16 protein-coding genes are annotated in these 25,260 nt (G+C 58.1%); 8 read left to right on the top strand and 8 right to left on the bottom strand.

The window, feature by feature from the left end; translation table 11 throughout:
* Nucleotides 1-251: 251 nt before the first annotated feature.
* From J2R78_RS05670 to J2R78_RS05695, 6 genes are all read left to right on the top strand, one after another.
* Nucleotides 252-1,370, top strand: a complete 1,119-nt coding sequence (locus tag J2R78_RS05670) for a branched-chain amino acid ABC transporter substrate-binding protein (protein WP_253603373.1) — start codon at nt 252-254, stop codon at nt 1,368-1,370.
* 2,715 nt (nt 1,371-4,085) lie between these two features.
* Complete coding sequence (locus J2R78_RS05675) at nt 4,086-5,600, top strand: FAD-dependent oxidoreductase (protein ID WP_253603375.1); 1,515 nt, start codon at nt 4,086-4,088, stop codon at nt 5,598-5,600.
* Nucleotides 5,601-5,628: 28 nt separating this feature from the next.
* Nucleotides 5,629-6,939 (top strand): aminotransferase class III-fold pyridoxal phosphate-dependent enzyme, encoded by a 1,311-nt coding sequence (locus J2R78_RS05680; RefSeq protein WP_253603377.1) that lies wholly within the window; start codon nt 5,629-5,631, stop codon nt 6,937-6,939.
* 29 nt (nt 6,940-6,968) lie between these two features.
* Nucleotides 6,969-7,910, top strand: a complete 942-nt coding sequence (locus J2R78_RS05685; RefSeq protein WP_253603379.1) for a sulfotransferase — start codon at nt 6,969-6,971, stop codon at nt 7,908-7,910.
* Nucleotides 7,907-9,154 (top strand): MFS transporter, encoded by a 1,248-nt coding sequence (locus J2R78_RS05690; RefSeq protein WP_253603382.1) that lies wholly within the window; start codon nt 7,907-7,909, stop codon nt 9,152-9,154. Before J2R78_RS05685 ends, J2R78_RS05690 begins: the two co-directional genes overlap by 4 nt.
* Before the next feature lie 16 nt (nt 9,155-9,170).
* Nucleotides 9,171-10,532, top strand: a complete 1,362-nt coding sequence (locus J2R78_RS05695; protein ID WP_253603384.1) for a condensation domain-containing protein — start codon at nt 9,171-9,173, stop codon at nt 10,530-10,532.
* A 1,059-nt stretch (nt 10,533-11,591) separates the two neighbouring features.
* On the opposite strand, the gene J2R78_RS05700 is transcribed toward J2R78_RS05695, so the two are convergent.
* Entirely contained in the window at nt 11,592-12,257 is a 666-nt protein-coding gene (locus J2R78_RS05700) for an FkbM family methyltransferase (RefSeq protein ID WP_253603386.1), read from the bottom strand.
* Between the two features lie 565 nt (nt 12,258-12,822).
* Here J2R78_RS05700 and groES point away from each other — a divergent pair.
* Both groES and groL read left to right on the top strand, forming a co-directional pair.
* A complete protein-coding gene (gene groES, locus J2R78_RS05705) occupies nt 12,823-13,137 on the top strand; it encodes a co-chaperone GroES (protein WP_057018727.1) in 315 nt (104 codons plus the stop codon).
* Between the two features lie 82 nt (nt 13,138-13,219).
* Entirely contained in the window at nt 13,220-14,860 is a 1,641-nt protein-coding gene (gene groL / locus J2R78_RS05710) for a chaperonin GroEL (RefSeq protein ID WP_225646396.1), read from the top strand.
* Nucleotides 14,861-16,892: 2,032 nt separating this feature from the next.
* Here groL and J2R78_RS05715 read toward each other — a convergent pair.
* The 7 genes from J2R78_RS05715 to J2R78_RS05745 are packed head-to-tail and all read right to left on the bottom strand — an operon-like array spanning nt 16,893 to nt 24,562.
* Nucleotides 16,893-17,636: a hypothetical protein gene (locus J2R78_RS05715; protein ID WP_245311391.1), complete on the bottom strand. Its 744-nt coding sequence runs from the start codon at nt 17,634-17,636 to the stop codon at nt 16,893-16,895.
* Complete coding sequence (alr, locus tag J2R78_RS05720) at nt 17,633-18,805, bottom strand: alanine racemase (RefSeq protein ID WP_253587743.1); 1,173 nt, start codon at nt 18,803-18,805, stop codon at nt 17,633-17,635. Before alr ends, J2R78_RS05715 begins: the two co-directional genes overlap by 4 nt.
* Before the next feature lie 29 nt (nt 18,806-18,834).
* Nucleotides 18,835-19,905, bottom strand: a complete 1,071-nt coding sequence (locus J2R78_RS05725; RefSeq protein ID WP_253603388.1) for an FAD-binding oxidoreductase — start codon at nt 19,903-19,905, stop codon at nt 18,835-18,837.
* A complete protein-coding gene (locus J2R78_RS05730; RefSeq protein ID WP_069276064.1) occupies nt 19,902-20,234 on the bottom strand; it encodes a cupin domain-containing protein in 333 nt (110 codons plus the stop codon). The genes J2R78_RS05725 and J2R78_RS05730 overlap by 4 nt, the downstream gene beginning before the upstream one ends.
* A 56-nt stretch (nt 20,235-20,290) precedes the next feature.
* Complete coding sequence (locus J2R78_RS05735) at nt 20,291-21,601, bottom strand: lysine N(6)-hydroxylase/L-ornithine N(5)-oxygenase family protein (RefSeq protein ID WP_069276065.1); 1,311 nt, start codon at nt 21,599-21,601, stop codon at nt 20,291-20,293.
* A 25-nt stretch (nt 21,602-21,626) separates the two neighbouring features.
* The gene (locus J2R78_RS05740; protein WP_253603390.1) at nt 21,627-22,844 is read right to left on the bottom strand and encodes an MFS transporter; all 1,218 of its coding nucleotides are present in this window, start codon (nt 22,842-22,844) and stop codon (nt 21,627-21,629) included.
* Nucleotides 22,841-24,562, bottom strand: coding sequence for a class I tRNA ligase family protein (locus J2R78_RS05745; RefSeq protein ID WP_176732122.1), 1,722 nt, complete (start codon nt 24,560-24,562; stop codon nt 22,841-22,843). Before J2R78_RS05745 ends, J2R78_RS05740 begins: the two co-directional genes overlap by 4 nt.
* Nucleotides 24,563-25,260 lie beyond the last annotated feature (698 nt).

A 25,260-nucleotide genomic window follows, 5' to 3' on the forward strand; every position in this document is an offset into this window, starting at 1 on the left:
CCGGCTCGTTGTCCTGCTGGAACGACATCGTCATGTACTGTTTCTGAGCGATGGACTGTCTGCCGATAGCTCCCGAACCTGGTTTCATCAAGTCAAGATGGGTCCTGCTCCCTCGTGGCGGTGCAATCGAACTGTTTGATGCGCGATCATGACTTTATCTCTGGTTGCTTCCTGGCACCAAGCGCCGCTGGGGATCGCCTTGCTCTGCTCGAGCTTACTCGCCGTTGCGTTCACCCTGTGAGGACCACCCCATGAAATCACTCAAGCTGATCGGCTTTGCACTTGGAGCATCGATTGCAATGTTCACCGCGGCGTTGGCTGAGGACATCACCATCGCCGTCGCCGGACCAATAACCGGGGGCGAGTCTGCCTTCGGGCGGCAAATGAAGAACGGCGCCGAGATGGCGGTAGAGCAAATCAATGCTTCAGGCGGCGTGCTCGGCAAGAAGCTCACCCTCGACATCGAGGACGATGCCTGCGATCCCAAGCAGGCGCGATCGGTAGCGGAAAAGGTCGCTGCCGCTAAGATCCCGTTCGTTGCTGGGCACTTTTGCTCCTCGTCATCGATCCCGGCCTCGGAAGCCTATGCGGATGGCGGTGTGCTGCAGATCACGCCGGCTTCGACCAACCCGCTATTCACCGAGCGCAAGCTATGGAACGTGGCGCGCGTCTGCGGCCGCGACGACCAGCAGGGGCAGGTTGCCGCCCGGTACATCACGAAGCACTTCAGCGGCAAGAACATCGCGATTCTGAATGACAAGACCACTTATGGTAAGGGACTCGCCGACGAGACGAAGAAGGCACTCAACAAGGCGGGCATCGCTGAGAAGATGTACGAGTCCTATAACAAGGGCGACAAGGATTTCAATGCGATTGTCTCGCGACTGAAGCATGACAGTATCGACCTCGTCTATGTCGGCGGCTACCACCAGGAAGCGGGCCTTATCCTGCGCCAGATGCGCGATCAGGGCCTGAAGACCGTACTCATGTCGGGTGACGCGTTGGCTGACAAGGAATTTGCCTCTATCACCGGCGCAGCTGGAGCAGGTACGCTCTTCACCTTCGGACCAGACCCACGCAAGAAGTCGACAGCAGCTGCGATCGTCAATAAATTCAAGGCCAAGAATATCGACCCCGAAGGCTACACGCTCTATACTTACGCTGCGGTGCAGGTCTGGATGCAGGCCGCAACCAAAGTCGGCACCATCGACCCAAAGAAGGTGATGGACACGATCAAAGCGGGCTCTTGGGACACTGTGATCGGCACACTGGAATACGACGCCAAGGGTGATATCAAGCAGCTCGACTATGTCGTTTATAGGTGGGACGACAAAGGCGGCTATAGCGAGACTAACCCGACCGCGTTCTGACGCATCTTAGTGCGAGACATCAAAGTTAGCGTCCTTAGGAGGCAGGACGGTGATTAATGTCGATCGAGTCGACTGCTCCAAGGCAGCAAGCTACGGCCGGAAGAAATTGAATGTCTGAGCTCAGCCTAATGCACGGGCCTGCGCTCGCTCTGCTTGGTTGATCGAGACGACCCTATCGCCGAAATCATTGCCAAGAGGGCCATCGAGCTTGGCGCAAGCGGGGTTGGCGATCCAGCAGAGATATCAAAGCGCGTCATCGAGCAGCTTGGTGTCCATAGACCGCCATCGGTTTAAAGCGGGCACGCACATGCGCAGTTTCGATCCTATTCCCGGTCGACTAGCCTGCCACGGGTTCAACGCTCACGGGCCTGGACTCAATGGGAACCGATAACTTGGCCCAACGCAGACGTTTTAGCGGCGGGCACGATGAGGGATCCCTTCGCCGGACTGCAGTCATCGGTTTCGGCTTATGGAGAGTTTCGACTATCGGACCGCGCGACGCGCGTTAGCTCAGGCACCCATCGTTCCACGAAGATGTTCGACTGGCAATTGCGGCCCCGCCCCATGGAAATCAAGGGCGGGGCCGCTCCCCCCTCCCCCCGGGGGACGCCGCGCTGCCGATGACAACGGAAAGTCTAACTGCGATCCCCTGTCATTTATCTCATACGCCCAAGCGGCTCACCTGCACTGTGGCTTTCGGTCCTCGGTATTTTCCGCGACGTGCCGCAAGACCAGTTGAGAAAGCTGCACAACTAGATCTTTGAGACGGGCTATTTCCTGCCTGCACCGCGCCAACTCACATTCTTCTTCCGTCACTTTCAATGCTTCATGGCGGTCCCCAGCCGCATGACTCATGTTGGACCTCAATCCGAGCAGGTAGTCACGAACGACGGCTCAAGCACATCCCACGCCCGAACTCTACTAGAAAGCCCGTATTTTTACGCGAGTAAACACTGTACGCAGCGATCCAAAGATCTCGCTACCTCGGCCTAGTGTGCCATCGCGGCTACAGATCTGAGCGTATCGTACAAAATCTCGCCTGGCATGACGGCACGCAATAAAGCTTTGTTCCTCTTCGAGTCCGGGCTTGCGCGAGGAGATCTTCAATTGCGCGGCTGATCCGCGGCCCACCAACCTAGAAACCACGCTCTATCTTGGGCCGCTTCGATCGCCGCTCCGTCGGAACCTTTCGCAGTCATATTCCATAGTTTTCGAAGGCTCCTCAGTGCGGCGGCGGTCCGCATCACGCACGCAGTTTTATCTCGCAAGATGTCCGCGCCCTCCTGGGTTGAGCGGGGACCATTCACTCGCACTCACAATTGAGAAGAATGGCGCACCGACTACGCCGCGCGATTGCGCCAACCCCATAGTGGGAATTGAGTTTGTTTGCGATACGGAAGATGTCAGCCGAGCCGACGTCAGCAAAGCGCTCCTGAACATTGACATCTTTCGCTTTGGCGACTGCGGCTGTGCGCTGACGGGATTGCGCCGTCATCAAAGGGAACCGCGCAGAATGGTCACGGCCACGCAGCTGGTGAGATAGGTGTCAATAGGTCGCGCACCCCGGCGATAGAACGGGTATTGCTTGCCGCACCAAAAGCTCATTGCCTGCGCGGCGTCGCCGTCACAGAACTTCGTCGCTGTAGTGATCTCTGCGGAGGGTACGACAAATCGTGCGGCGAAATCGCTCAAATGTTCACGTGTACAAGCCCATTCACCTAAGCAGATACGACCCCGCACCCTTGCGGATCGCGGATTACTTAGCTGCCTGTAAAAGATCGGGAGAGCGTGGATTTTCATGGTGCACGCCGCAGCTCAAGCGACTTGATTCGTACCTAGCGTCACGTTGTAGCATTTCAAAGCAGGACGCGAAGGGTACCTGGCAATCTGGCGGGGCCGCTCCGGCAGAGGCGAGACAATGACACGGTCGACGCTACTTTAGGAGGATCTTCGAAATCATGCCGATTGAATGAGCGACGATGACAGATGATCGCGGGCTGTCAGTGTTCGGCGAATATCGCCTTGGTAAAAAGGAAATCTACGCCAGACTTTTCGACATCGATCCTTTCGTGTTTGGAATTTGCGGTGAATGCTTTGCCGCAAATAACCGTCGGCAGCCCTCCCTCTGTCGACGGGAGCTGGCGCGACGAGTCTCGTTCGCCCAGACTAACTTCGGCCCGGCTCTCAAAATGAGGCCGGGCTTTTTTTGCCGCATGATGTGCGGCTTTGGTGTTCCTGCTAGCCGGCGCCTGATGAGTTGCGAAGAATTCGGGAGATCAATAGTCCCGGCGGTCTGCAAAACGCGAGCCGCACGGCCTTTTGACGACGCTTAATCAAAAAAGCTCGCGAGCACCCGCTCATCGTGCAAACACGTTTTCTCACCCACATCCGGAAGGTTAGCTGGATTGGACAACTGCCTGATCCCATAGTTCTATTCGATGGTGTCGCGGCTTCTGAAGAGCCATTAGTCATATTCATGCGGTTGCGACTTGGATAGCCTTGAATCGTACGTAGCGTCACATTGTACGATCTTGCGGTAGTTCGCAATGATACGCAGCAGTTGATCAGCTGAACGAAACCACACCGGATAGTCTTGGGTAATCGTGCAAATGCCGCGCGTTCATCGTTGGCTATGCCAGCTGTCTCAGGCAGCCAGTCACTGATGAATGGGGCTTTGATTGCGCATCGTCGATATTTGTTGCCAAAGGTGGGATTATGAGGGCCGATATCGTTGATGTATGCGTGATCGGGAGTGGTGCCAGCGGCTCGACCGTTGCATACGAGATCGCGCAGCACGGTTTGCGAGTGCTCCTCCTCGAGGAAGGTCGGGCGCTTCCTCCCGACGCCTCGCTGGCGAGCGTCCAAGATGGTATGGATACCGCGCTGGTGAAGTCTGCGGCAGGTACGTTGACGCCGTTTGGACGTCCCTGGACCGTGTGCGCGCTCGGCGGCGGAATGACTTTGTACGCCGGAATAGCCTTCCGCTATCGGACCATCGATTTTGACGCGCGAGCGCACGTGGCCGGAGACGCGCTTGACCCTACCTGGCCGATCAACTACGCCGAACTACGCCCGTTTTACGAGGAGCTAGAACGGCGCATAGGAGTGGCCCGCCTAGCCGGGGCAGACCCGTTCGAACCACCGAGCGATCCTCCCGTTCTGCCCCCGCATGATTACAGCGCGAAGGGGCGGCTGATCGCCGATGCCGGCGGACGCCTAGGCCAGCTACCTTTTCCCACCCCATTGGCTATCAACTCCGTACCCTATCGCGGCCGGCCAGCCTGCCATTGCAACGGAACTTGCAACGAGCATCTGTGTCCTACCGGCGCGCGGGCCGACGCACGCTCGCCGTTCACAGATGTCGCCCTGCCGCCCGGCGCGCTGACAGTTGCACTCGGCAGCAAGGCTGTGCGCATCGACCTGGCTAACGTCAGCCGCGCGGATTCCGTGGAATGGCTGGATACTCTCAGGCGACAACGCGCTCGGATCCGCGCACGCTGCGTGGTACTCGCCGGCAACGCAGTGCAGTCTGCCGCCCTACTGCTAAGGTCGGCTCAGCGGGCGGCGCCCAACGGCATCGGCAACGCCTCCGGCATGGTCGGCAGTGGCATCTCGTTTAAAATCAGCGGCTACGTGTCCGGTAGCACCGCAATAGATGCAATGCCCGCGCGCCCCGCCGGTGGCCCATTCTCCACCGTTGCGATCTCCGATCACTACCTGGACGAGGATGCTCCTTCGGGACTCGGCGGAATGATCTACGAAGCGAGTCGGGTTGAGCGCACGGACCGCGACGGAAAGATAACACTACGGCTGCATTTCCTGGCGGCCGACCAACCCATGCGCAACAATGCGGTCCGACTTGCCACCAGCCTGGATCGGCTGGGTTTGCCGAAGATCATTCTCGATTACTGGACCCATCCGCTGGACAAACGCCGATTAGGCTATTTGTGCCGACGTGCGTCGAACTTGCTGACGGAGGCCGGTGTGAAACAAGTCGATTATCAGGATTCCAATTATCAGTTCGGCAGCGGACATCTGCATGGCGGCTGCCGTGCCGGTGTCGATCCGACCCAATCCGTGGTCGACCGCTGGGGCCGGGTGCATGACATCGACAATGTCTATGTCGCGGATGGCGGCTTCTTTCCCTATTCCGGAGGCGTCAATCCGACATTCACCATTCAGGCGAACGCGTTACGGATCGCTCGAAGAATAGTCACGCAGCTCGCCTAAGGGCATGATTATCAAACGGAGAGGGCTCATGTCCATCGCCAGCCCGACTACCACTGTGGCCGTGATCGACGCGCACGGATCAGCACTACGCCGCGCGTTGCGCGTCACCGCGTCGGAGAAGTGGGATCTCAATAGGCGTTTTCCGGTCGTATTGACGCGCGCCTCGGGTGCGCATGCATGGGACATCAATGGAAGGCAATATGTCGATTTCACCTCCTGTAGTGGTGCTGCGCCGCTCGGAGCCGGATACGAGCCGGTCGTGGAGCACGCAGCCGCCGAGATGCGCCGTACCGGCGGCATATTGCCCGGCCCCCTGTCCGTGCACCGGGTCGAATTGGCCGAGCGGTTGGCGGAGATCTTCCCCGTCGCGGAACGTTCAATGTTCTTCCGCACGGGATCCTGTGCGACCACCGCCGCCGTCCGCCTTGCCCGCTCATTCACAGGCCTGAACCATGTGCTTACCAGCGGATATCATGGCTGGCACGACTGGCAGTTGCAGGACCGGCCCGAAATGGGGCTACCCAATCGGGATCGAGACAGCGTGGATTTCCGCTACAATCTAGACTTGCTCGACGAGCTGGCAAGTGTCCAGCGCGTCGCCGCGGTGATCATCACTCCGGAAGTCAACTTCTTCCCGCCCGAATACCATCAGGAATTACAAAGGCTGGTGCATCGGCACGGCGCCTTGCTCATACTTGACGAGGTGATGACCGGATTCCGCTACGGCATTGGCGGCTACCATATGGCGGTCGGCATCACACCCGATCTGATCACGCTAAGCAAGGGATTGGCCAATGGAATGGCGCTGTCCGCAGTCGCGGGGCGCGCGGACGTACTCGCCGCCGCGGAGAAGACATACATGGGCAACACTTACCAGCGCGAGGTTACCCCATTCGCGGCCGCACTAAGCACCCTGCACGCGCTGCGCGACGGGACCTTGCTGGCTCGGATGCGCGAGGTTGGCGATCAACTGATCAAGGGGCTTAACGAGGTCTTCGCCAGACAACAGGTCGCAGCATGGGCATTCGCCTGGCCGACTATGTTCGATGTCGTATTTGCCAACGCTGAACTTGGCCACGCCTTTTTCCAGGAGATGTGGGCGCGGGGCTTTCTTATGCAGTACGGCGGCCGCTTCATGCCGTCGGCGGCGCTATCCGGCGCCGATGTGCAGGCGGCCATCGAAGCTGCTGGAGAGGCTCTGCCGGCGGCGCTGTCCCGCATGGAAAACATCGGCAGCGACCCGGATCCAGTCGCAGCCGCTGTACGGTTCGCCAGGGACCATTTCGTGGCCACTCCGGGGGCGGTTCGGCGCTGGTTCACCGCACCCGGCTGCGGATGAGCACGCATTTTCCAACGGAGAACACGGCCATGCCGCTGCCCAATCCATTTTCCACATCCCCGGTGCTGCTCGGCGGCGAGAACCGCTCGGGCACCACATTGCTGAGCATCGTGCTGGATTCGCATCTGGATTTGGTAGTCGGGCCGGAGATAGACTTCCTCGAACCACTCAATCTCGGTCCGCACATCTTGCGCGCGATCGACCTGCTCGCGCCCGGCGATTTCCGGGTCGCGGGCATGACCAAAAACACTGTCGACCCGTTCTGGTATGACGGGATGCATTTTGTGGTCCAGTGCCGCCGATTCGGCCTCGACTTCGATGATATCCGTGAATTGGTCAGCAAGGTGATGGCCGAGACGGGCGACGATATTGTTTCGTTCGCCGCCCGATGCCGCCTTATCAACGAGATCGGCGAGTTGCGCCGAGCACGTAGTGGGGCCCAGCGCTGGGGCTTGAAACTACAGCGTAAGATCGCCCAAACCGACGACTTCGCCCGGCTGTGGCCGCGCGCACATTTCGTTCATATCGTGCGGGACGGCCGCGACGTTGCCGCCTCTCATCTGAATACCGTTCCTGATTGGGGATATCGAACGGTTGCCGACGCCGCGCGCGGTTGGCTCGAGGTGGTATCCCAGCCGCATCGAATTGCGCCGCCTGGTCGTTATCTCGAGGTGCGTTACGAGGATCTTGTAAGCAGTCCCCGTCCCACTCTGGCCCGAATTCTGGATCACCTCGGCCTGCCTTGGGATGAGGCCGTGCTACGTCACGCTGAATATGAGCACGTATTGTTCGAGCAACCGCACGGCCATCCGGCGGCCGAGGCGACGGGCAAGCCGCTGCACCAAGGCAGGATCGGTCGTTACGTCCAAGATCTGACGCGAGGCCAGATCGAGGAGTTCGAGCAGATCGCCGAAAGTGAGCTGAGCCGACTGGGATATTTGTCGGTTCGCAGCCTGTCTGGCGACGCGTGAGCCGCCCGCGCCGGTTCGTCCCGCTGCGCGGACTGCAACGAAGCTATCTTGCGTTGCTCGTCGGCCAAACTATTTCGCTGCTGGGCTCCAATGTAACCATGCTAGCGCTGCCGCTAACCGCAATCACCTGGCTGGACGCTGGCCCGACGCAAACGGGATTGCTCTTGGCCTGCGGTCGGGCGCCATACCTGGTGGTGAGTCTGTTGGCCGGGGTCATTGTGGACCGCCTCCCGCATCGGCGGATCCTTTTGACCGCCAATCTGGTGATGGCGGCGACGCTGGCCACGATTCCCTTGTTCGCCAGCCTTGGACATCTTGGACTGGTTCAATTGTACATGACAAGCATGCTGGTTGGGATCGCCGCAGTGATCGCTGACGTAGCTTATTTGGCGTGCATACCCACCGTCCTCGACCGCTCACAGCTGGTTCGGGCGCAGAGTTCATTGGAGCTCAGCCAAGCGGGCGCGATGGCGGCAGGTCCGTTCCTGGCCGGTTGGCTCGTCAACGAATTCTCCGCCCCGACCGCAATACTGGCGGACTCGGTTTCGTTTCTGCTTGCCGCCGCGTTGCTGTCGCTGGTGCCGATGCGTCGCGCTCGGTGCTCAGAGGCCGCATCGAGCGCGGTGCTCGGACAAGTAGCAGAGGGGCTGGCGAGCGTGTTCGGCAATCCGATTTTGAGGGCAGTCACGTTGGCCAGCGGCACATTCATCTTTTGGCACAACGCGTATTCTGCGGTCTTTCTGCTGCATCTGACCAAGGATCTCGGGCTCGACAGCCGGGTCGTCGGCATGGTGCTCGGCATCGGCGCGCTTGGTGGAGTGATCGGCGCGGCTATCTCACCGCGGGCGGGCCGGGCAATTGGCCTCGGCCCAATTTTAATGATCGGTTTGGCGGTGAGCGCCGGAGGAATGAGCTTGACGACCCTGCTCACCCAACCCTTGTGGGCCGCGGTTGCATGCGTGGCACTTTCCCAATTCATTCTGTGGATCGGCCAAGGGATTTACAACGTGCAGCAGGTTCCCATTCGATATGTGTTGGTGCCGCAGCACTTACAGGGCCGGGTCAATGCGAGTATCCGCAGCGTGGTGTGGGGACTGGCCTCATTGGGTGCGCTGGCTGGCGGCGCGGCCGCTGCTGCAACGAGCCTGCGTACCACATTGCTCGCGAGCAGCGTGCTTGGCACGGCCTCGATAGTGTGGATTTTGCGGTCGCCGCTGCGCCACACGCGCAGCTTGCGTCGGTGACTGCGAGGGACCCCTCATGGACATCAAAGAGTTCGGCGATCTTGATCGGCGGCCAGGCCGGCTCATGGTGTGGCGAGTCAACGTCCCCGACCCTATCAGCTGGCGGCCTGACCCGCGCCGCCCGTCCTATGTTCAAGAGGAACATCTTCGCTCTGCGGACGATGGCCGACCGGGTTGGCTTGGCGCAGCATTCGACTTGCCTGGCGAGTTCAACGCCGCCGCGCTAAGCAAAGCGATCCTCGGCTGGGTCAACCGGCACGAGGTATTACGCAGCCGCTTGACCAAGGATGGGTCAGCAATTCATCGCACAACGATTGATCCGGGCGCGGTGGCGCTTGAGAAAACCGTAGTGGGTGACCGCGTCGATGGCGACGATTTTGCTCAGCTCCTGGAAAAGCTGTTTGACGCGGAGACCACCGCCCTGCGCTGGCCGGCGTATGTCTTTGTGACGATCAGCCGGCCGACATCCACGAGCCTCCTGCTCGCCTGCGACCACTCTGTTAGCGATGCCTACTCGATGGCCTTGGTACCGTATGAGATCCGCGAATTGTACACTGCCGCGATCCATGGAATGGCCCCCCAGTTGGCAGCGGCGCACAGCTATCTGGATCACGCCGAGGCCGAACGAGAGCGGGTGACCGGCCTAACCGATGACCATCCCGCTATCGGCCACTGGCGCGAGCTGATCGCGGCGAATGGCGGTCAATTGCCCGACTTTCCGCTAACATTCGATGTGCCGGAGGGTTCCTTGCAGCGCAGCGGACAAATGTGGCTGCTCGATGCGGCTGGGGCATCCGAATTCGATCGCGGCTGCAGGGCTCAGGGCGGAAACACGGCGACGGGAATTTTCGCCTGTCTGGCGCTGGCAGGAAAGACACTAGCGAGCCAACGACAATTCCACGCCGTTGCGCCCTTTCACACCCGGTACGATCTGCGCTCGATGCGTTCGGTTGGATGGTATGTCGGGATGAGTCCGGTGAGCTTCCGGGTGGCTGATACGTTGCCTGAAATCCTGCACGCCGCCCGGCTCGAGCTCAAGCGCGCCAAGAAAACAGCTCAAGTGCCATTTTCGAAGGCGATGGAGCTGCTCGGCACCACACTGCGCGACCGCTTCATGGTATCCTACATGGACAATCGGACGGTGCCTGGGTCGGACTGCTGGCCCGACTGGCGGACGAGATTTCTGATCAGCCGCAGCTCTGATGCTTGCGAGACGTACCTATGGGTCAGTCGCTGGCAGGACGGGATTTCCGCGAATTTCCGCCACCCTGGTACAGCCACCGCGCGAAGCGCGATGGATCACTATCTTGCTGAAGTGGCTGCACAGGCCCATCTGATCGGCCGCGCTCATCCACCACGGCAACTCTCCATCGACTGACGAAGGTGGCTGAAAGTCGACCAAGAACGGCCCGAACGGCCCGGGCTACAATCAGTTTATCCGTGCTTGGGTGATCAGAAGCGAGGTCAAATCTAGGAAATTCGATCAAACCCTGCCTAGAGCGACACCTCCAGGGAGGCAGACGCAAGCATACGCCCTATCCGCTCTACGTTTTGGTTTGGACGACTTTCTCACGGGTGGCGCGAGCGATCAAGATGAGTCGCCAGCCCAAGCCAGAAATTCTCATTCCTGACAGCAACAGGCACAGTGCCGACCTGCATGTCGGGTTTACAACGCCGATCAACTGCGAGCTAGCATCCCCATATCGTGCTTTTCTGAATTGAGTTAGCGATGGCACGGTCGTTGCAAGTCTTCGTTCAATGGATGGATTCGCTTTCCGCACGGATCGGACGTTTTTTGGTCTCATGTGCTAATGCAGTTGTATTCGCAAAGTGATGACGCAGAGGTTCTCATCGACGATGCTTTCTACCAGCAACGCAGAATACGAGCTGCAGCTGACGAAGACGACCAGCTCGCTATACTCACCTCGCTGGGCGATTGACTTGGGCTGAACGGGAATGCTTCAGCATGCTTTCTCATCGGCACAACAACAGCACTAAGCGCGCAATCGAAGTGGCGAGTCTTAAGGATCTACGAGAACTGATGCAATTGCTCTGGCATTTATTCAAAGCAGTGGATCGGCTTCCTAGAGGGCCAGAGCACGCAGCAGCAGTTCAGACGATTAAGCGCTTAGAGCGTCGGCTGGCAGTGCTGGTTCATGCATCTGAGAAGGCTCGAGCTGCTGGCCGCGGGGTCGCTGACCGTGGCGAGCTCGCCGAATAAATGATTGTCAGACCATCACAAAGACCGTCGAGCGATCCTACCTATACGATCGCCAAGACTGCATGGCGACCGGAGATGTGAAAGAAATGTTCAGAGCGCACCTATCCGGACCACCGCATCGTTTTGCTCGGTAATCGGCCGTCATGCAGCGGCACGCTGGAGAGAATACGCAGCAAGCCTTCCAGAGGTGAATGAGGAGCGGATAGGTGGCAGGCGCTAAAAGCGCGTATTCCTGAGCAGTATATCACCTTCCACAGCCCGGGGATAATGGGCCGCCACTTCGAATGATGGTAATAGATCAAGAATGGCTTGCATCGACAGCTGCCCTTCGTAGAGCTCTCTGTCGCTATATTCCGTGTAGATGAATCGCGTGTTGCTCAAGGTCTGCATGCCGCCAGCGATGACGTCCGCCTCCGCGCCTTGGACATCCATCCAGATGAAATCGACCGCATTCACCTTGGCGTCGCTGCACCAATCGTCCAGCCGTCGGGTTTCAACCGAGAACGGGCGATCGAACCGAACCCAATCATACTCGGTAAGATGGTTTTTCGGCCGGCGTATTGAGCCGGAGAGATCCCATTCTTTTGCATCTCCATCCGCATTGCTTGGATGGAAATCGATCGTCCCGTTTCGATCACTGATCGCGATTTCAAGCAGCTTCACCTTCGCGAGGGAAGGACCCAACTTCTTTTTGAAGCGCGCGATCGCCCGAGGGTCCGGCTCAAAGCAGTAAAGCTGAGCTTGTGGGCACAGGGTAAGAAAATGCTGCGTATCGGTTCCGTCATTGCAACCGATATCCAGGATGACCGGATTCGGCTTCTGAAGAAGTGAGATGATATGCTGATGTACTTCTACAGACGACGACACAGGTTGTTTTTCCATTGGCGCGGAGATCGGTTGAATTCGTCTTCAAATCCGCAATCACACGCCAGACGCTTCGGCACAACGTATATCAACGTATATATTCCATATGCCGGTCTAATTCCCTTGATCAGTCAGCGCCATTGAAATGCCGTCGACACAAACCAGGGCGGCCGCATAGTTGCTCCCAGCCGAATTCGTATGAGCAGATTTGGTCTGCGGGCTGACAACGAAGATCCGTGGAAAAGCTACGAAAGAGACTGTCCGCGCTCGATTGCCGTCCATCCGTCGATCGTCCTCCGGGTTCTCGTGAATGGCCAGACCTTGCTGCGCCAGCGTGCACGATTTGGCCAATGCGCTGGCAATAAACTCGAGCTTTGACGAAACGCAATGTCAGATTCGTAACAGCTTGGCGAGCTGTGTACATGAGAGCGTTTGCTTCCGGACGAATGAACGCGCCGGCCAAGTGCGAGATTCAGCAGAACTGCAGGCGGATTGCTCCGCTCATCTCTGGCCTGGCTCTTGCAGTAATTGGGCTGTTCACAATGTGCCCATCTCTACTCGTTCAAATGCTCAGGAGGCTTGCATGAATTTCCGTCCGCTTCACGACCGCGTCGTGGTCAAGCGCATCGACGCTGAAGAGAAGACAGCTGGCGGCATCATCATTCCCGACACAGCCAAGGAAAAGCCCTCGCAGGGCGAAATCGTAGCGGTTGGCCCAGGCGGCCGTGACGAGGCCGGTAAGCTGATTCCGATCGACGTGGAGGTCGGCGATCGCGTGCTGTTCGGAAAGTGGTCAGGCACCGAGGTCAAGGTCGACGGTCAGGAGCTGTTAATCATGAAGGAGAGCGATATCATGGGCGTTCTCACCGATGTGTTTTCCAAGAAGAAAGCCGCCTAGTCCAGCGCTCCCACCGCTCAGCCCTGACGAGCGCCTTGCCGGGCGTACCGCAGGATGAGGAATTACACTGAGGAATTCGATTATGTCAGCCAAGGAAGTCAAGTTCGGCGTAGAAGCGCGAGACCGCATGTTGCGCGGTGTCGACATCCTCGCCAATGCCGTGCAGGTCACCCTCGGTCCGAAGGGCCGCAACGTGGTGCTTGAGAAGTCGTTCGGCGCTCCCCGCATCACCAAAGACGGCGTCGCCGTCGCCAAGGAAGTGGAGCTCGAAGAAAAGTTCGAGAATATGGGCGCTCAGATGGTGCGCGAGGTTGCGGCCAAGGCGGCGGACGCGGCCGGCGACGGCACCACCACGGCGACCGTGCTTGCGGCTGCGATCGTGCGCGAAGGCGCCAAGTCGGTTGCCGCCGGCATGAACCCGATGGATCTGAAGCGCGGTATCGACCTCGCGGTCGAAGCCGTCGTTGCGGACCTCCAGAAGAACTCGAAGAAGGTCACCTCGAACGAGGAGATCGCCCAGGTCGGCACCATTTCGGCCAACGGCGATGCCGAGATCGGCAAGTTCCTCGCCGACGCCATGAAGAAGGTCGGCAACGAGGGCGTGATCACGGTCGAGGAAGCCAAGTCGCTCGAGACCGAGCTCGACGTCGTCGAGGGCATGCAGTTCGACCGCGGCTACATCTCGCCCTACTTCGTCACCAACGCCGACAAGATGCGCGTTGAGATGGACGACGCCTACATCCTGATCAACGAGAAGAAGCTCTCCTCGCTGAACGAGCTGCTGCCGCTGCTCGAGGCCGTGGTGCAGACCGGCAAGCCGCTGGTCATCGTCGCCGAGGACGTCGAAGGCGAAGCTCTCGCCACTCTCGTCGTCAACCGCCTGCGTGGCGGCCTGAAGGTCGCGGCCGTCAAGGCTCCGGGCTTCGGCGATCGCCGCAAGGCCATGCTGCAGGACGTCGCGATCCTGACCGGCGGCCAGGCCATCTCGGAAGACCTCGGCATCAAGCTCGAGAACGTCACGCTGCAGATGCTCGGTCGCGCCAAGAAGGTGATGATCGACAAGGAGAACACCACGATCGTCAACGGCGCCGGCAAGAAGGCCGACATCGACGCCCGCGTTGCCCAGATCAAGGCGCAGATCGAGGAAACCACCTCGGACTACGACCGTGAGAAGCTGCAGGAGCGTCTCGCCAAGCTCGCAGGCGGCGTCGCGGTGATCCGCGTCGGCGGCGCGACCGAAGTCGAGGTGAAGGAGCGCAAGGATCGCGTTGATGACGCGATGCACGCGACCCGCGCGGCTGTCGAGGAAGGCATTCTCCCGGGCGGCGGCGTCGCCCTGCTCCGTGCCTCCGAGCAGCTCAAGGGCCTGCGCACCAAGAACGACGACCAGAAGACCGGCGTCGAGATCGTGCGCAAGGCGCTATCTTGGCCGGCTCGGCAGATCGCGATCAACGCCGGTGAAGATGGCTCGGTCGTGGTCGGTAAAGTCCTAGAGCAGGATCAGTACTCTTACGGCTTCGACGCGCAGACTGGCGAGTACAGCAACCTTGTCTCCAAGGGCATTATCGACCCGACCAAGGTCGTGCGCATCGCGGTCCAGAACGCCTCCTCCGTGGCGGCTCTCTTGATCACCACGGAAGCGATGGTTGCTGAGCTGCCGAAGAAGATCGCGCCCGGGCCCGCCATGCCTCCGGGCGGGGGCATGGGCGGCATGGACTTCTGATCGGCCTCTCAGAGGATCGACCGACGGAACCCTGGCAGCAATGCCAGGGTTTTTCGACTTCGGGCAAGCTTGCACCAGCGGCCTATTGCAGCCTGGAACTGGATTGGCGATTGGCCGCGAAAAACCCCAACGGCCGAAACCATCGCGCCATTTATATCGGCGCCTAAGTTAGTAGCCTGACTTCTTCGGGTGCCGCTCGGCGTTGAGCATAATTGAATGGGCCTCAGCATAGCGGCGGATGAACCGTCAGGTATGCTACGGAAAGTACGCTAATTGCCCCCACCTTGTGCCGGAATGCGCTTTGCCCATCAACCACTGCATATTGATGACGTCCCATGGGCACATGTTCTCTGATGGCGGATTTCGGGCCTCTCAATTCGAAGCCAACGTTCCAGATCGATCCAAGGATCTGTTGTGTCAGCATGTTATCTGGTTGAGTTGGGGACGCACAGGGCGAGGCACATGATGGGGAATGAGTTTTGACAAAGGAGCAACTTGCTCGAGACGCCGCAGAGATATTTCGATTGCTGCGTGCATTTCGATCGATCAAAAATCAAGCCGCGCGCCGCCGCGTTGTCGGGGCTGTAGAGGCAATGGCCGAAGGCCGAAGAGCCGACAAAGCTCTGAACGAAGCCGCAAGCGATGTACATTTACTGTAGCGTTCTGCCAGCCAAGCTGCGGACCTCAACACTCGGGCGAGCAACAACGAACATGGTGCTTGGCATTGTCACAGCTGTCCGACCAGCACAGTTGTGGCGGCGTGCCGAGATCCTTCTTGGGAACGCAGGGCTATCTGGCGGCGGCCAAAAGAATAAATTCGGCTCAGGCGAAGGAAGTCGCTGCGGAATACACGCTGGCTAAGAAACGGATGCGTCACGAGAGCGGTCGTTAGTCGAATCTCCTTCAGGCATGGACGATCCATCCTGCTGATCCAGCTTTAGAGAAATAGCGCCGACAAGGTTCTCTAGTCGATCCCTGATTAGTCACAACGCACCAATAAGATCACGTAAGAAGCGGCCCCAGCGAGGAGTTCAAGCTGGGGCCAAGCTAAGTCCGCCGAGCCGCTGGTCGCCACAATCAGCGGCCGTACAAGGGCTGAAAAAATACGAAATGAAAATTACCCTGGCTTGCGCTCGCATCGAGAATGAATTTGGGTTCCGGGAATAACGCGCGTGACTCTCAGCGAAGAAGCGTCACGCCCCCACTCGGAGGGTATCATGATCCCGCCCTTTCGTTTGCTCACCGGTTCCGTTTTCAAAATCCGGGCAGGATTTTCGCGTAACCATCGGTCTGGACGAACATGCTGTTAATTAATCGCATCTTCTTTGCGAAGGCGGGAAGGAGCCAAATAGGCCCACAATTGGACCGATGATGGCATCATGAAACCTGGACCTGATTTGTTGTGAGCACTGACATCCCGTGCGGATCATTGGAAGGCGATCGCTCGCGAAAGGAGGTTTGGTGCTCTCGGCCCGGAAATGAAACGCCACGAATTTACGACCGTTTGCAATTCATTTACAATCACTCGTTGTATGTAGATCAAGCTTGCGTGTCAGCTAGGGTTTTCATCGCGCGACTTAGCGGCAGCTTTCGCCGATGGTAGCCATGGATCCGGACATCTTCGCGTATTTGCTCGCTGACCGAGCGTACGACACGTTTCTTCCGCCAGTTCCTGTTGAGATCGATCGGAATGCAACGGCCTCGAGGAACGACGAGAAGGTCGTTCCGTTCGTTCAGGTAGACATCGTACATGGAAATCCTCACTCCGGCTGAACATAGGCCGAAGCTCGGACTCTTTGGTGACTTGGACGACACAGTCTCGAGAAAGCGCACAGGGCATTTGCTCTCGGTAGGCCAAAGGCTGCGCGGCACGATTTCAGCTTCATCGTAAGTAGTGGAGCTAAGCTGAAAGAAAACTCCGCGCTGGGACACCGTCTCGATCGGCGCGAGCCTCAGCTCTCGGTTTGGCACGGCTGGCCGGCAAATGACGGTAGCATTCCTTGTTGCTTGCGTGCCGCCTGACGTCGACGATCTAACATCTGTGTTCGGTATCTTGACCAGCTATTTCCTGATGACTCTTTTTGAAATGGAGGAAGTTACAGACGTCAAAATGTTGTATGTCGTTCAAGCGGAAGCCATACGCCGATATGCGATTCACGAGAAAGACCGGATCGAAAGCGAATGCCTGGAACCCGTTCGAGCAATCTAACCGAACATAGTCATCCGTGCGCACCACCTCCCGAACGGCAATGCCGCAAAGATCATAGTATTCGCGGCGAGCCAACGTTGCCGTCTCGCTCGTCGAAAAGAGCGACAAAGCTAGATCAAATGGCGTTTTACAGACCAGCGTCAGAAAGTCGATCGGCGCATCCATCGTACCAAGAAAATTAAATGGCAGTATGCAAAGCACCCTTTCCTCATATCGGCGCATTATCTCATCGACCAGCCGTGTTCTTTTGAAGAACTTTCCGGCCTCACAACGGATCACTGCTCCTCTCCTGCTCTTTAATCGGCGCACACGAGGTGGACTTATATCGATGCCAAGATAATCATTATCGTCGCTTTTGATGCCGATAAGGCGATAGCCGCTACAACCTACTTCTATGATCAACTCGTATCGGGTCGCATCCAGGAGATCGAGATAGAACAGTCTCTCGCGGCGGTGGAATCGACGCACCTCAGCGGTGAAATAGGTCGGACGCATGAGACGTATGCCTTCATCGCCTAGATAAATCGCCCGATTGATTTGCTGGGATCGGCGAGTGGAGGAGTTCACCGGTGCCTCATATCATTTCGTTCGGATGAGACGTAAAGTCTGCGGCATCGCCGTCCGATGCCTGTGGTCAATTCATCGCTCAGCATTTTCGCGGATGACGCCATATCTCCCACGGTTTGCTCGGGGCAAATGAGGTCCACCACCGTACCTGGCCGTGTCCAATTCTCGTCCAGGTCAGTTACATCAATGGTAATAATATCCATCGAAACGAACCCGACGATAGGGACGCGACTCCCACATATGAAGACATGCCCTCGATTGCCGAGCGTACGCGGAAATCCATCGGCATAACCAATAGCGGCCGCCGCGATCCGCATCCGCGTCTTCACGGTGTAGGACCTGAAATAGCCAATGGCTTCTCCGCGCTCGACTACACGGGATTGGATGATTTTCGTTCGTAGACGGACAACTTGCTTTGGTTTGAAATCGGGATCATCGGACGTCGAGAAGCCGAATATTCCCCCGCCCGCTCTTATGAGATCAAAGTGAAATTCATATCCGGCAAGCAGTCCCGCCGAATTCGATAAAGAAAGAATCGCATTCGGGAACAAATGGGCAAGTCTACGAAACCGATTTAGTTGTTCGAGGCAGACCTCGTTTCGCCACTCTGCACAAGCGAGCTGGCTCATGAACAGCACGACAGGCATTTCCGATAACCCGCTTCCATTCCCGGCGATCGTGTCCAGCTCATCAATGGAAAAGCCCAACCGAGACAGGCCCGTGTCGACATGAATTCCTGCTGGCAGCGCGCGATTCCGAAGCCGGCAATGCCGAAGCCAAGCCTCCAATTGCTCCCTGCTGTTGAGAATTGGCAGCAAATTGTGCTGCTCGGCCGCCAGTTCCATGCCTGGCATAGCGCCATGGAGCATATAGATCTTTGCGAACGATGGCACCTCATCGCGCAGGGCAATGCCTTCCTCCACATCGGCTACGAAAAAGTGCGCGCAGCCGAGCGAAGCCAGGAAGGGCGCGATCCGTGCCGCGCCAAGACCGTAGGCATCGGCCTTGACAACGGCGCCGCAAGCGCTGCGAGGCGCAAGCGCCTGGCACTTGCGATAATTGGCTTCAATGGCGCTGAGATCGACGATCATGGTCGATCTCGACGTCTCGCGGCCAGCAGCTGCAAGATCATGCTGGGGATCGGCTTCCATACCATTCGTATCTGGCATTTGTCTTCTCATCACGGCACGCCGGGAAACTATCGATGGTGAGAATACAGGGATCCTATTGCGTCTTCCGCACACGCCGGTCCGAAGCGAAACCCGTTACCTGATCCGCCGCCAATGACATACAGTCCGGCGACATCTTGAGCCGGACGAGAGAACGGGACACCATCGTCTGAATAGCAATCGCAAAACACACGCGCTGATGTCACCGCAGGCATGTCAGGGGAAAACCATTTTGCCAGGATTGCGGTGGCTCGCGCCAGATCGTCCGAACTGACCTGCAGCCCGCCGGCGTCAGGCCTCACATCCCATTCTTGCGATGTGAAGCTGAACAGCCAATACCCCTCCTCGATCATGGGAATGAGGAACGCGTAATCATCGAACAGGCCGATCATTGGACAGTTCGCGGTAGGACGCGCCGCCAAGTGAAGCGCAACGACCTTTTTTACTCGTAATCGCGGCTCGTCCGCGAGATGCGCGCGCAACGGTGATCCTTGAAGCCATGGACCGATTGCCAGAATGGCTCGCCTTGCCGAGCATTCGGTATCATCGGAGGCCTGAAGAAGGATACGGTTTGGTCCCTGCCGTATCCGTTCGATAGATGTGCCCTCGCATATCGAAATTCCCCCGGCTTTGAGCCTTTGGGCCAGATCCTGAAGAATGGAACGGACCGGGCAGTAAGACCCCCGATCCAGCATCACGGCCATATCGTCGGGAACCAAAAACCGCGGCAGCGAGGAAAGCCTCTCTGTGAGCGCGAAGGATGCTGATGGGATGGTATCGCCCACGCAATTCATCTGAGCGAGTTCTCCTGGATGACGCGTCAACCAGAACACGTCACAGTTGCGACCATCGGGCCACCGCCCATCGGGATAGAGCTCTCGCCAAATCTTCGAACCGCGATTGAACAGGCTTCTTTCCTTTTCATTACGGCCGATGTTAATCTGGATTCCTGGAGCAAACCCGCTGGCACCTGCCCCTACGGTCTCTCGTTCGAAGATGACGATTCTGTCCCGAGGATTACTACGCGCTGCAATGAAGGCGGCACTCAGGCCCATGACCCCGGCTCCAATGACCGCCAGGTCATGAATGCTGTCGGTCATCGGGCCCGCTCCCAGGCGATGGACAAAGCGCTCAGAACTTCGCCACCACGATTTTCAAGATAGTGGGTTCGATCTGGCTGCAAAAATACCATATCGCCGGCCTTGATAGCCAACTCTCCGTCATCCGTTATCACCCGCCCATGGCCGCTCGTGATGCGCCAGATCTCGCAGGACGGATGGGAATGAGGCGCCGACACCGCGAACGGATCCAGTCGGAATTCGATGAGTTCGACGGGACAAGCGGTCTCGGAATCTCGGACGGGCTGCAAGACTACGCCGGGACTATAGACCGTCATTTCACCCAGGATCATCAACTGTGCATTCTTCATCGTATACTCCGAACGACTATCGGCCGGTCCTGACGTGGCGCAGACCTGTTCGCCGGTCAGCAGGAGGCCTCGGGATCAACGCCATCCCACCTGACGGCACCGGTTGCAGGGCCGCAGTCGTAAGCTACGCGGCCGATGATCGAATTGAGGATCAGCGAAGCACGCCAAGGAACCAGGCTCAGATTTGTATCGGCGATGCCATGCTGAAAGCGTGCGCCGTTCTGGACGTACAAACGACACTTTCCGGGACCGTCAAAGCGCGCCGAGAACTGCTTGTCGACCATGATCTCTTGGGAGCCACCTGGGGCATCTAAGACCGTGAGCCGACCTGCGATCGGCTTTAGAAACGAAGGGATTTCGGTGCGATAGCCTGTCGCTAGGACGACAATGTCTGCGACAAGCTGTGAACAAGCGCCCGTCTCCTGGTGGCGCAAGCGCAAGCGAAAAGGAGAGACGCCGAGCAAGTCCTCAGCCGTCGTGGCCACGCGTATTTCTACATGCTCTGGATAGGACCGCTTATGAACTTCGCGATCGTACAGTGCATTGTAGATAGCGCGCAGCGTCGAGCCATTGACGCCGTCGCTGGCCAATATCTGTCGCTCAAGACTTTCCTTTCGGGCCGCCGCACTCTTGTCAAAGAACCAATCACCATGTTGCGGAAAGAACCATTCATTGACGAAAGGACTGTCTTCGAGGGCGAATATGTTTGCGCGGCATGTCACCCAGGTCAGAGTTCCCAACGGACCGCACGCACCACCAAGCAGGTGAAGAAATATTTCGGCCCCGCTTTGGCCGCCGCCTACGACCACAACGCGCTTGCCGGAAAGCTCACGCCGCTGCAGGAGAAGGGCACTACCGTGAAACACCTCATTTGGCGGTGCATTACGGCCCCACTCGGGGACAGACGGTACCCTGCCAACACCAACCACAATCGTACTGGTTTGGTAATTGCGGCAACCCGTTGTGATATTGAAGAGCTCGCCGCGCAATTCGACTGCGGTAACGTGCACGCCAAATCGAATGTTCGGCAGCTTCGCCGCCGCCCAGCGCAAATAGTCTTCAAATTCACTGCGGCTGACAGACGCCAGTCCCCGCACGATAGCTTGATAAAGACGCCTTTTATCATGCAAATAGGCGAGGAAGCTGTATGCGCTCGTTGGATCCGCCGGCGTGACCAGGTCTTTCAGCGGGCTGGTTTGCATGACCGAGCCTCCTATGAGCAGGCCGGGATGCCACCTGAGCGTCTCCGAACTCTCGAGGATGTTCAAGGAAACTTCCGGAATTGGAGTTGCGAGCGCTGCCAAGCTCAGATTAGCCGGACCCGCGCCGATCGCGACTACGTCATGGTTATGGCTTTGCTTGGACATCCCGTGATTCTCCGCAAGAAGCTGGTCAGTGCGCCCGGCCGGCCGAGAACACCTGTGTCGTAAGAATTACGGCATTGGCGACGACAAGCATCATCATGCTCATCAGAAGATGATCGAAGCTGCTGGCCTTCACGATTTGTGCCGCGATGCTCGGAAATCCGAATAAGCCGACGAAGTAGGAGAGCGTGAATACCTGAGACGCAATGGCCAGGGGGGTCCCATCCCGGTCGGCAAGATCGACGGCCATGCTGTTCAGCGTCGAATAGCTTAGACCGTATCCCAGCGCGAACACCATTGTTCCGATGATGTAGATCGCTGTACTGTCTACATTGACGAAAAGGATCAACAGTCCCGCAATGGTGCACATGAAGAGCACCGCGACCGCGCGTTCAATGCGGACTTTTCCAATAATCGGTGCCACCGCAAATCGCATGAAGACGGCTGTCAGCGTGAAGACAAGAAAGAACGTGTCGGCAGATTGCGCCCGCGACGCGGCGTAAAGCGTTTGGAACGTGAAAAGACCGGCGAAAACGCACCCCCCCACGCCGATCATGATGATCGGATAGCGCGTGCTCGATCTGAAGATCTCCATCACGCCTTGCAGGGTGAGACCTACATTCGGCATCCTCGGTTGAGAAGCGTGGGCGCCCCTCCTGCCTGCAAGCTCGAAAACGGTCGCGGCGACAAGACATGCGGCGGCGAACAGGGCATAAACTGCAATATAGGATCCTGCAGTCTCCGCGACGGCGCGCGCGAGAGGAGCAGCAAGTCCGATACCCAGCATTTGAGACCCTGAAAGCAGGGTAAGATACTTGATCCGAGCCTCAGACCGCACGTGCCTCAGGACTTCAAGCGGCGCCAGCATATAAAAGCCAGACCACCCAACGCCGAGAAAAAATCCGCCTGCGTAAGCGAAACGCGTCGAAGTTGACGCGGACGCGAAACATGCCATCGCGATCGTCATCATCACCGCGGCCGCGCTGATAGTTCGCGTCAAGCCCACTGAATCCGCGATCCGGCCGACGAGGAGCGAACACAGTATTGTCGCGATCGTACCGGTCGATATGACGGCGCCAGCGGTCGTGGCGCTCTGCCCAATGGACCTCAGGGCATCCACGAGGAAGAAGCTTGAGCCATAGGATGTGGCCAGGCTGATACTGCCAAGCATGAATGGGATGGAAACTTGCAACGGGACTGCACTGGGCAGTTTGTCCGCAGGAGCAATGTTTGCGGCGCGTGTCATGCTGCAATCTTCCCCGGAAGGCATCGTTCAATATCCGCAACCTCCAGCCTGCGCCCACCGATCTGCGGTGCGGTCCCGCATCGTTGGAATGAAGGCGTCGATGCGCGTGCAGCGACGGGATGTGCGCCATGACCGAGCCAGCGCCACAAGGCTCCTGCTATCTTGGGCATCAGCGGCCAAGCCAGTATGCTGAATCCCATAAGCCAAGTGTAGGCGCACTGATGGTCCGGCGCGCCATCAAGATGATCGACCCAATCGATAACCGGCCTCGACGCTTGTGATACGCGTAGATGATCGAGCGAAAGCGCGGCGCACTGTTTTTCGTAGAGCCCATCCAGCGTGGCCATCATCGCGCCATCGACGTGACATCCAGCGAGAGCCGGCATCGCGTTTATGGATTCCGTGCAGCGGTCGATGGCCGCTGATATCCTATCGAGAACTGCATTGTAACGATGGACCAGCTGTTCTGGCACCAAATCGGTTTCAGCTTCTTCCGGGCAGATTTCGGACAAGTACACTCTAAGTACATCGACGGATATATTCGGAATTCTAGCGATGTCACCTGCCCAGATCACGTGCCCGCGACTGGTCGAGAACTTCGATCCGTTCAGCCGAAGGAAGTGATTAAAGAAAATTCGATCGAACGAGCGAAACGAGTTCTGGCCTAACGCGCATCCAGTAACTCCGACAAGCATCGGAATGGTGTTATCGATACCGGTACCGCCGATGAGGAACGCATCGGACTCGCGCGCAAAAGGACTTGGCTTGCCCGCGTCCTCCGTGTCCTTTTGCCCGCAATAGAGAGAGTGAGCGTAGAGTAACGAGGAGTAGCTAAACAATATCTGCTGGGTGTCGAAATGCCGCGACTTCCAGGCCAACCCGTGGAGTCCCGGCACGGTCAGCCGCATTTGCTGTCCTTTGCGCGCGACATATCGATGTCCTATCTCCAGAAAGCCGGCTTCGATGGCAGTATCGTCCCAAGCTCGTAGAAGCAGGTCCTTTTCCGGAATTGAAAGGAACGCGGAAATATTCTCCGGCCACTCGACAATCCGCCCGCGCCTCGATAACGGATTCAACGCTTCCTCGGGCTCGAAATGATGTCCACACCGTTCGCAGAAGAAGCTACCTGCTGCGGCCAGGCAAACCGGACAGGTGGCACCGAACCAGCCTCCGATGCAGAACCGCTCTTCTCGTGGTGTGGCGGCAGAACCCGCATCGTCCATTGGTAAGTGGACCGCGGAGAAATGTAGCGAGCCCGCTGCAGATAAGGCGCCCATGAGCGCGTTGCCGACTTTCGAAAAGCGCCGCAGATTCCTGCCATACGCCGGATCATCGAAATGATCGAAAACGATACCTACCGAGGCGAGATCCTCGACGATTTTCGTATGGAAAGCGTGGGCTAAGTCGGACGGATCGACGTTCTCACGGGCCGCTCGAACAAGGACATGATTCTCGAAACCGTCGGTCGTCAGTCCCGAACGGACATGATGGCCCGCTCTCTTGAGGTGCTTCTGCACAATATCCATTCTGAGATACGGCCCCGCGGCATGGCCCAGATGTGCTCTGCCATTGGCTGTCAAGTTGACGGGAGATACGTACACATCGACGGGACGCGCATTCGCTACGTTTATCCGTGAGATCGTCGGGCTTCTTCTCATATCCGCACGAGTGACTTCTATGAACAGATATCTGGAGCGTCCAATCAAGTGCCCCGACATTGCCTCTGGAAACACCAAGGCGCACGCGGCTTGCGGGCTCGTGGACGCGATCGGGCTGCGTATTTCGAACTGCGCTTCAGACGGCGAAGACCTGCATCGTTCTGTTCGAGATTTCAGTGCAGACGACGCTCTTTCGCTGGATACTCGACGTATCGCTCCACCACAGCTAGCAACATAGGTAATCTCCTGCTGACGCTGTGAATGAAGCAAGCGGCGCGCCAACTGAAGTCGCTGTTCTGCGCGCTTTCTCAGGGCCTGAGTACGTCAGCTTTCCGACATTCGTCATGAATCGCAGACGCGGCTTCCATATTTCCGACAATGCGTTGACGGCGGCCTCGAGTGCCCTCCGGTCGACGACGTTGGGATCGAACTGCTCGGGGCCCATAGGCGCATTTGTTTGTGTTCCGGATGTGAGCGTAGCCCTGAGGCCCATTTGATTGGCGCTCGACGTCTATTTTGAGCACGTCGCGCGGTTGGGTCGCTGATGGCATCGAGGTATTCGCTTTAGCCCGGCGCACCGCCGACATCTTCCGGAGGACAGCGGCCGCCGGCCTCAAGCAAGAGGGAAAGTCCGTTGTCGTGTAGTTGAACCACTTATCGAGCTTGATCGCGAGCGTGTGGTGGCCACCCTCGGTAGGGCTCAGCGGGACAGCTTTGGCATTTTGAACAATTCCTCAGCCATTGATTAAGGCGCGGGG

Source organism: Bradyrhizobium sp. USDA 4538 (assembly GCF_024171045.1).
GTDB lineage: Bacteria > Pseudomonadota > Alphaproteobacteria > Rhizobiales > Xanthobacteraceae > Bradyrhizobium > Bradyrhizobium australafricanum.

Coding starts and splice junctions, on each gene's coding strand:
- J2R78_RS05670 (WP_253603373.1), top strand. CDS start 252: ATGAAATCACTCAAGCTGATCGGCTTTGCACTTGGAGCATCGATTGCA.
- J2R78_RS05745 (WP_176732122.1), bottom strand. CDS start 24,562: ATGTCGGGGCACTTGATTGGACGCTCCAGATATCTGTTCATAGAAGTC.
- J2R78_RS05700 (WP_253603386.1), bottom strand. CDS start 12,257: ATGGAAAAACAACCTGTGTCGTCGTCTGTAGAAGTACATCAGCATATC.
- J2R78_RS05735 (WP_069276065.1), bottom strand. CDS start 21,601: ATGTCCAAGCAAAGCCATAACCATGACGTAGTCGCGATCGGCGCGGGT.
- J2R78_RS05675 (WP_253603375.1), top strand. CDS start 4,086: ATGAGGGCCGATATCGTTGATGTATGCGTGATCGGGAGTGGTGCCAGC.
- alr (WP_253587743.1), bottom strand. CDS start 18,805: ATGCCAGATACGAATGGTATGGAAGCCGATCCCCAGCATGATCTTGCA.
- groL (WP_225646396.1), top strand. CDS start 13,220: ATGTCAGCCAAGGAAGTCAAGTTCGGCGTAGAAGCGCGAGACCGCATG.
- J2R78_RS05740 (WP_253603390.1), bottom strand. CDS start 22,844: ATGACACGCGCCGCAAACATTGCTCCTGCGGACAAACTGCCCAGTGCA.
- J2R78_RS05730 (WP_069276064.1), bottom strand. CDS start 20,234: ATGAAGAATGCACAGTTGATGATCCTGGGTGAAATGACGGTCTATAGT.
- J2R78_RS05725 (WP_253603388.1), bottom strand. CDS start 19,905: ATGACCGACAGCATTCATGACCTGGCGGTCATTGGAGCCGGGGTCATG.
- J2R78_RS05680 (WP_253603377.1), top strand. CDS start 5,629: ATGTCCATCGCCAGCCCGACTACCACTGTGGCCGTGATCGACGCGCAC.
- groES (WP_057018727.1), top strand. CDS start 12,823: ATGAATTTCCGTCCGCTTCACGACCGCGTCGTGGTCAAGCGCATCGAC.
- J2R78_RS05685 (WP_253603379.1), top strand. CDS start 6,969: ATGCCGCTGCCCAATCCATTTTCCACATCCCCGGTGCTGCTCGGCGGC.
- J2R78_RS05695 (WP_253603384.1), top strand. CDS start 9,171: ATGGACATCAAAGAGTTCGGCGATCTTGATCGGCGGCCAGGCCGGCTC.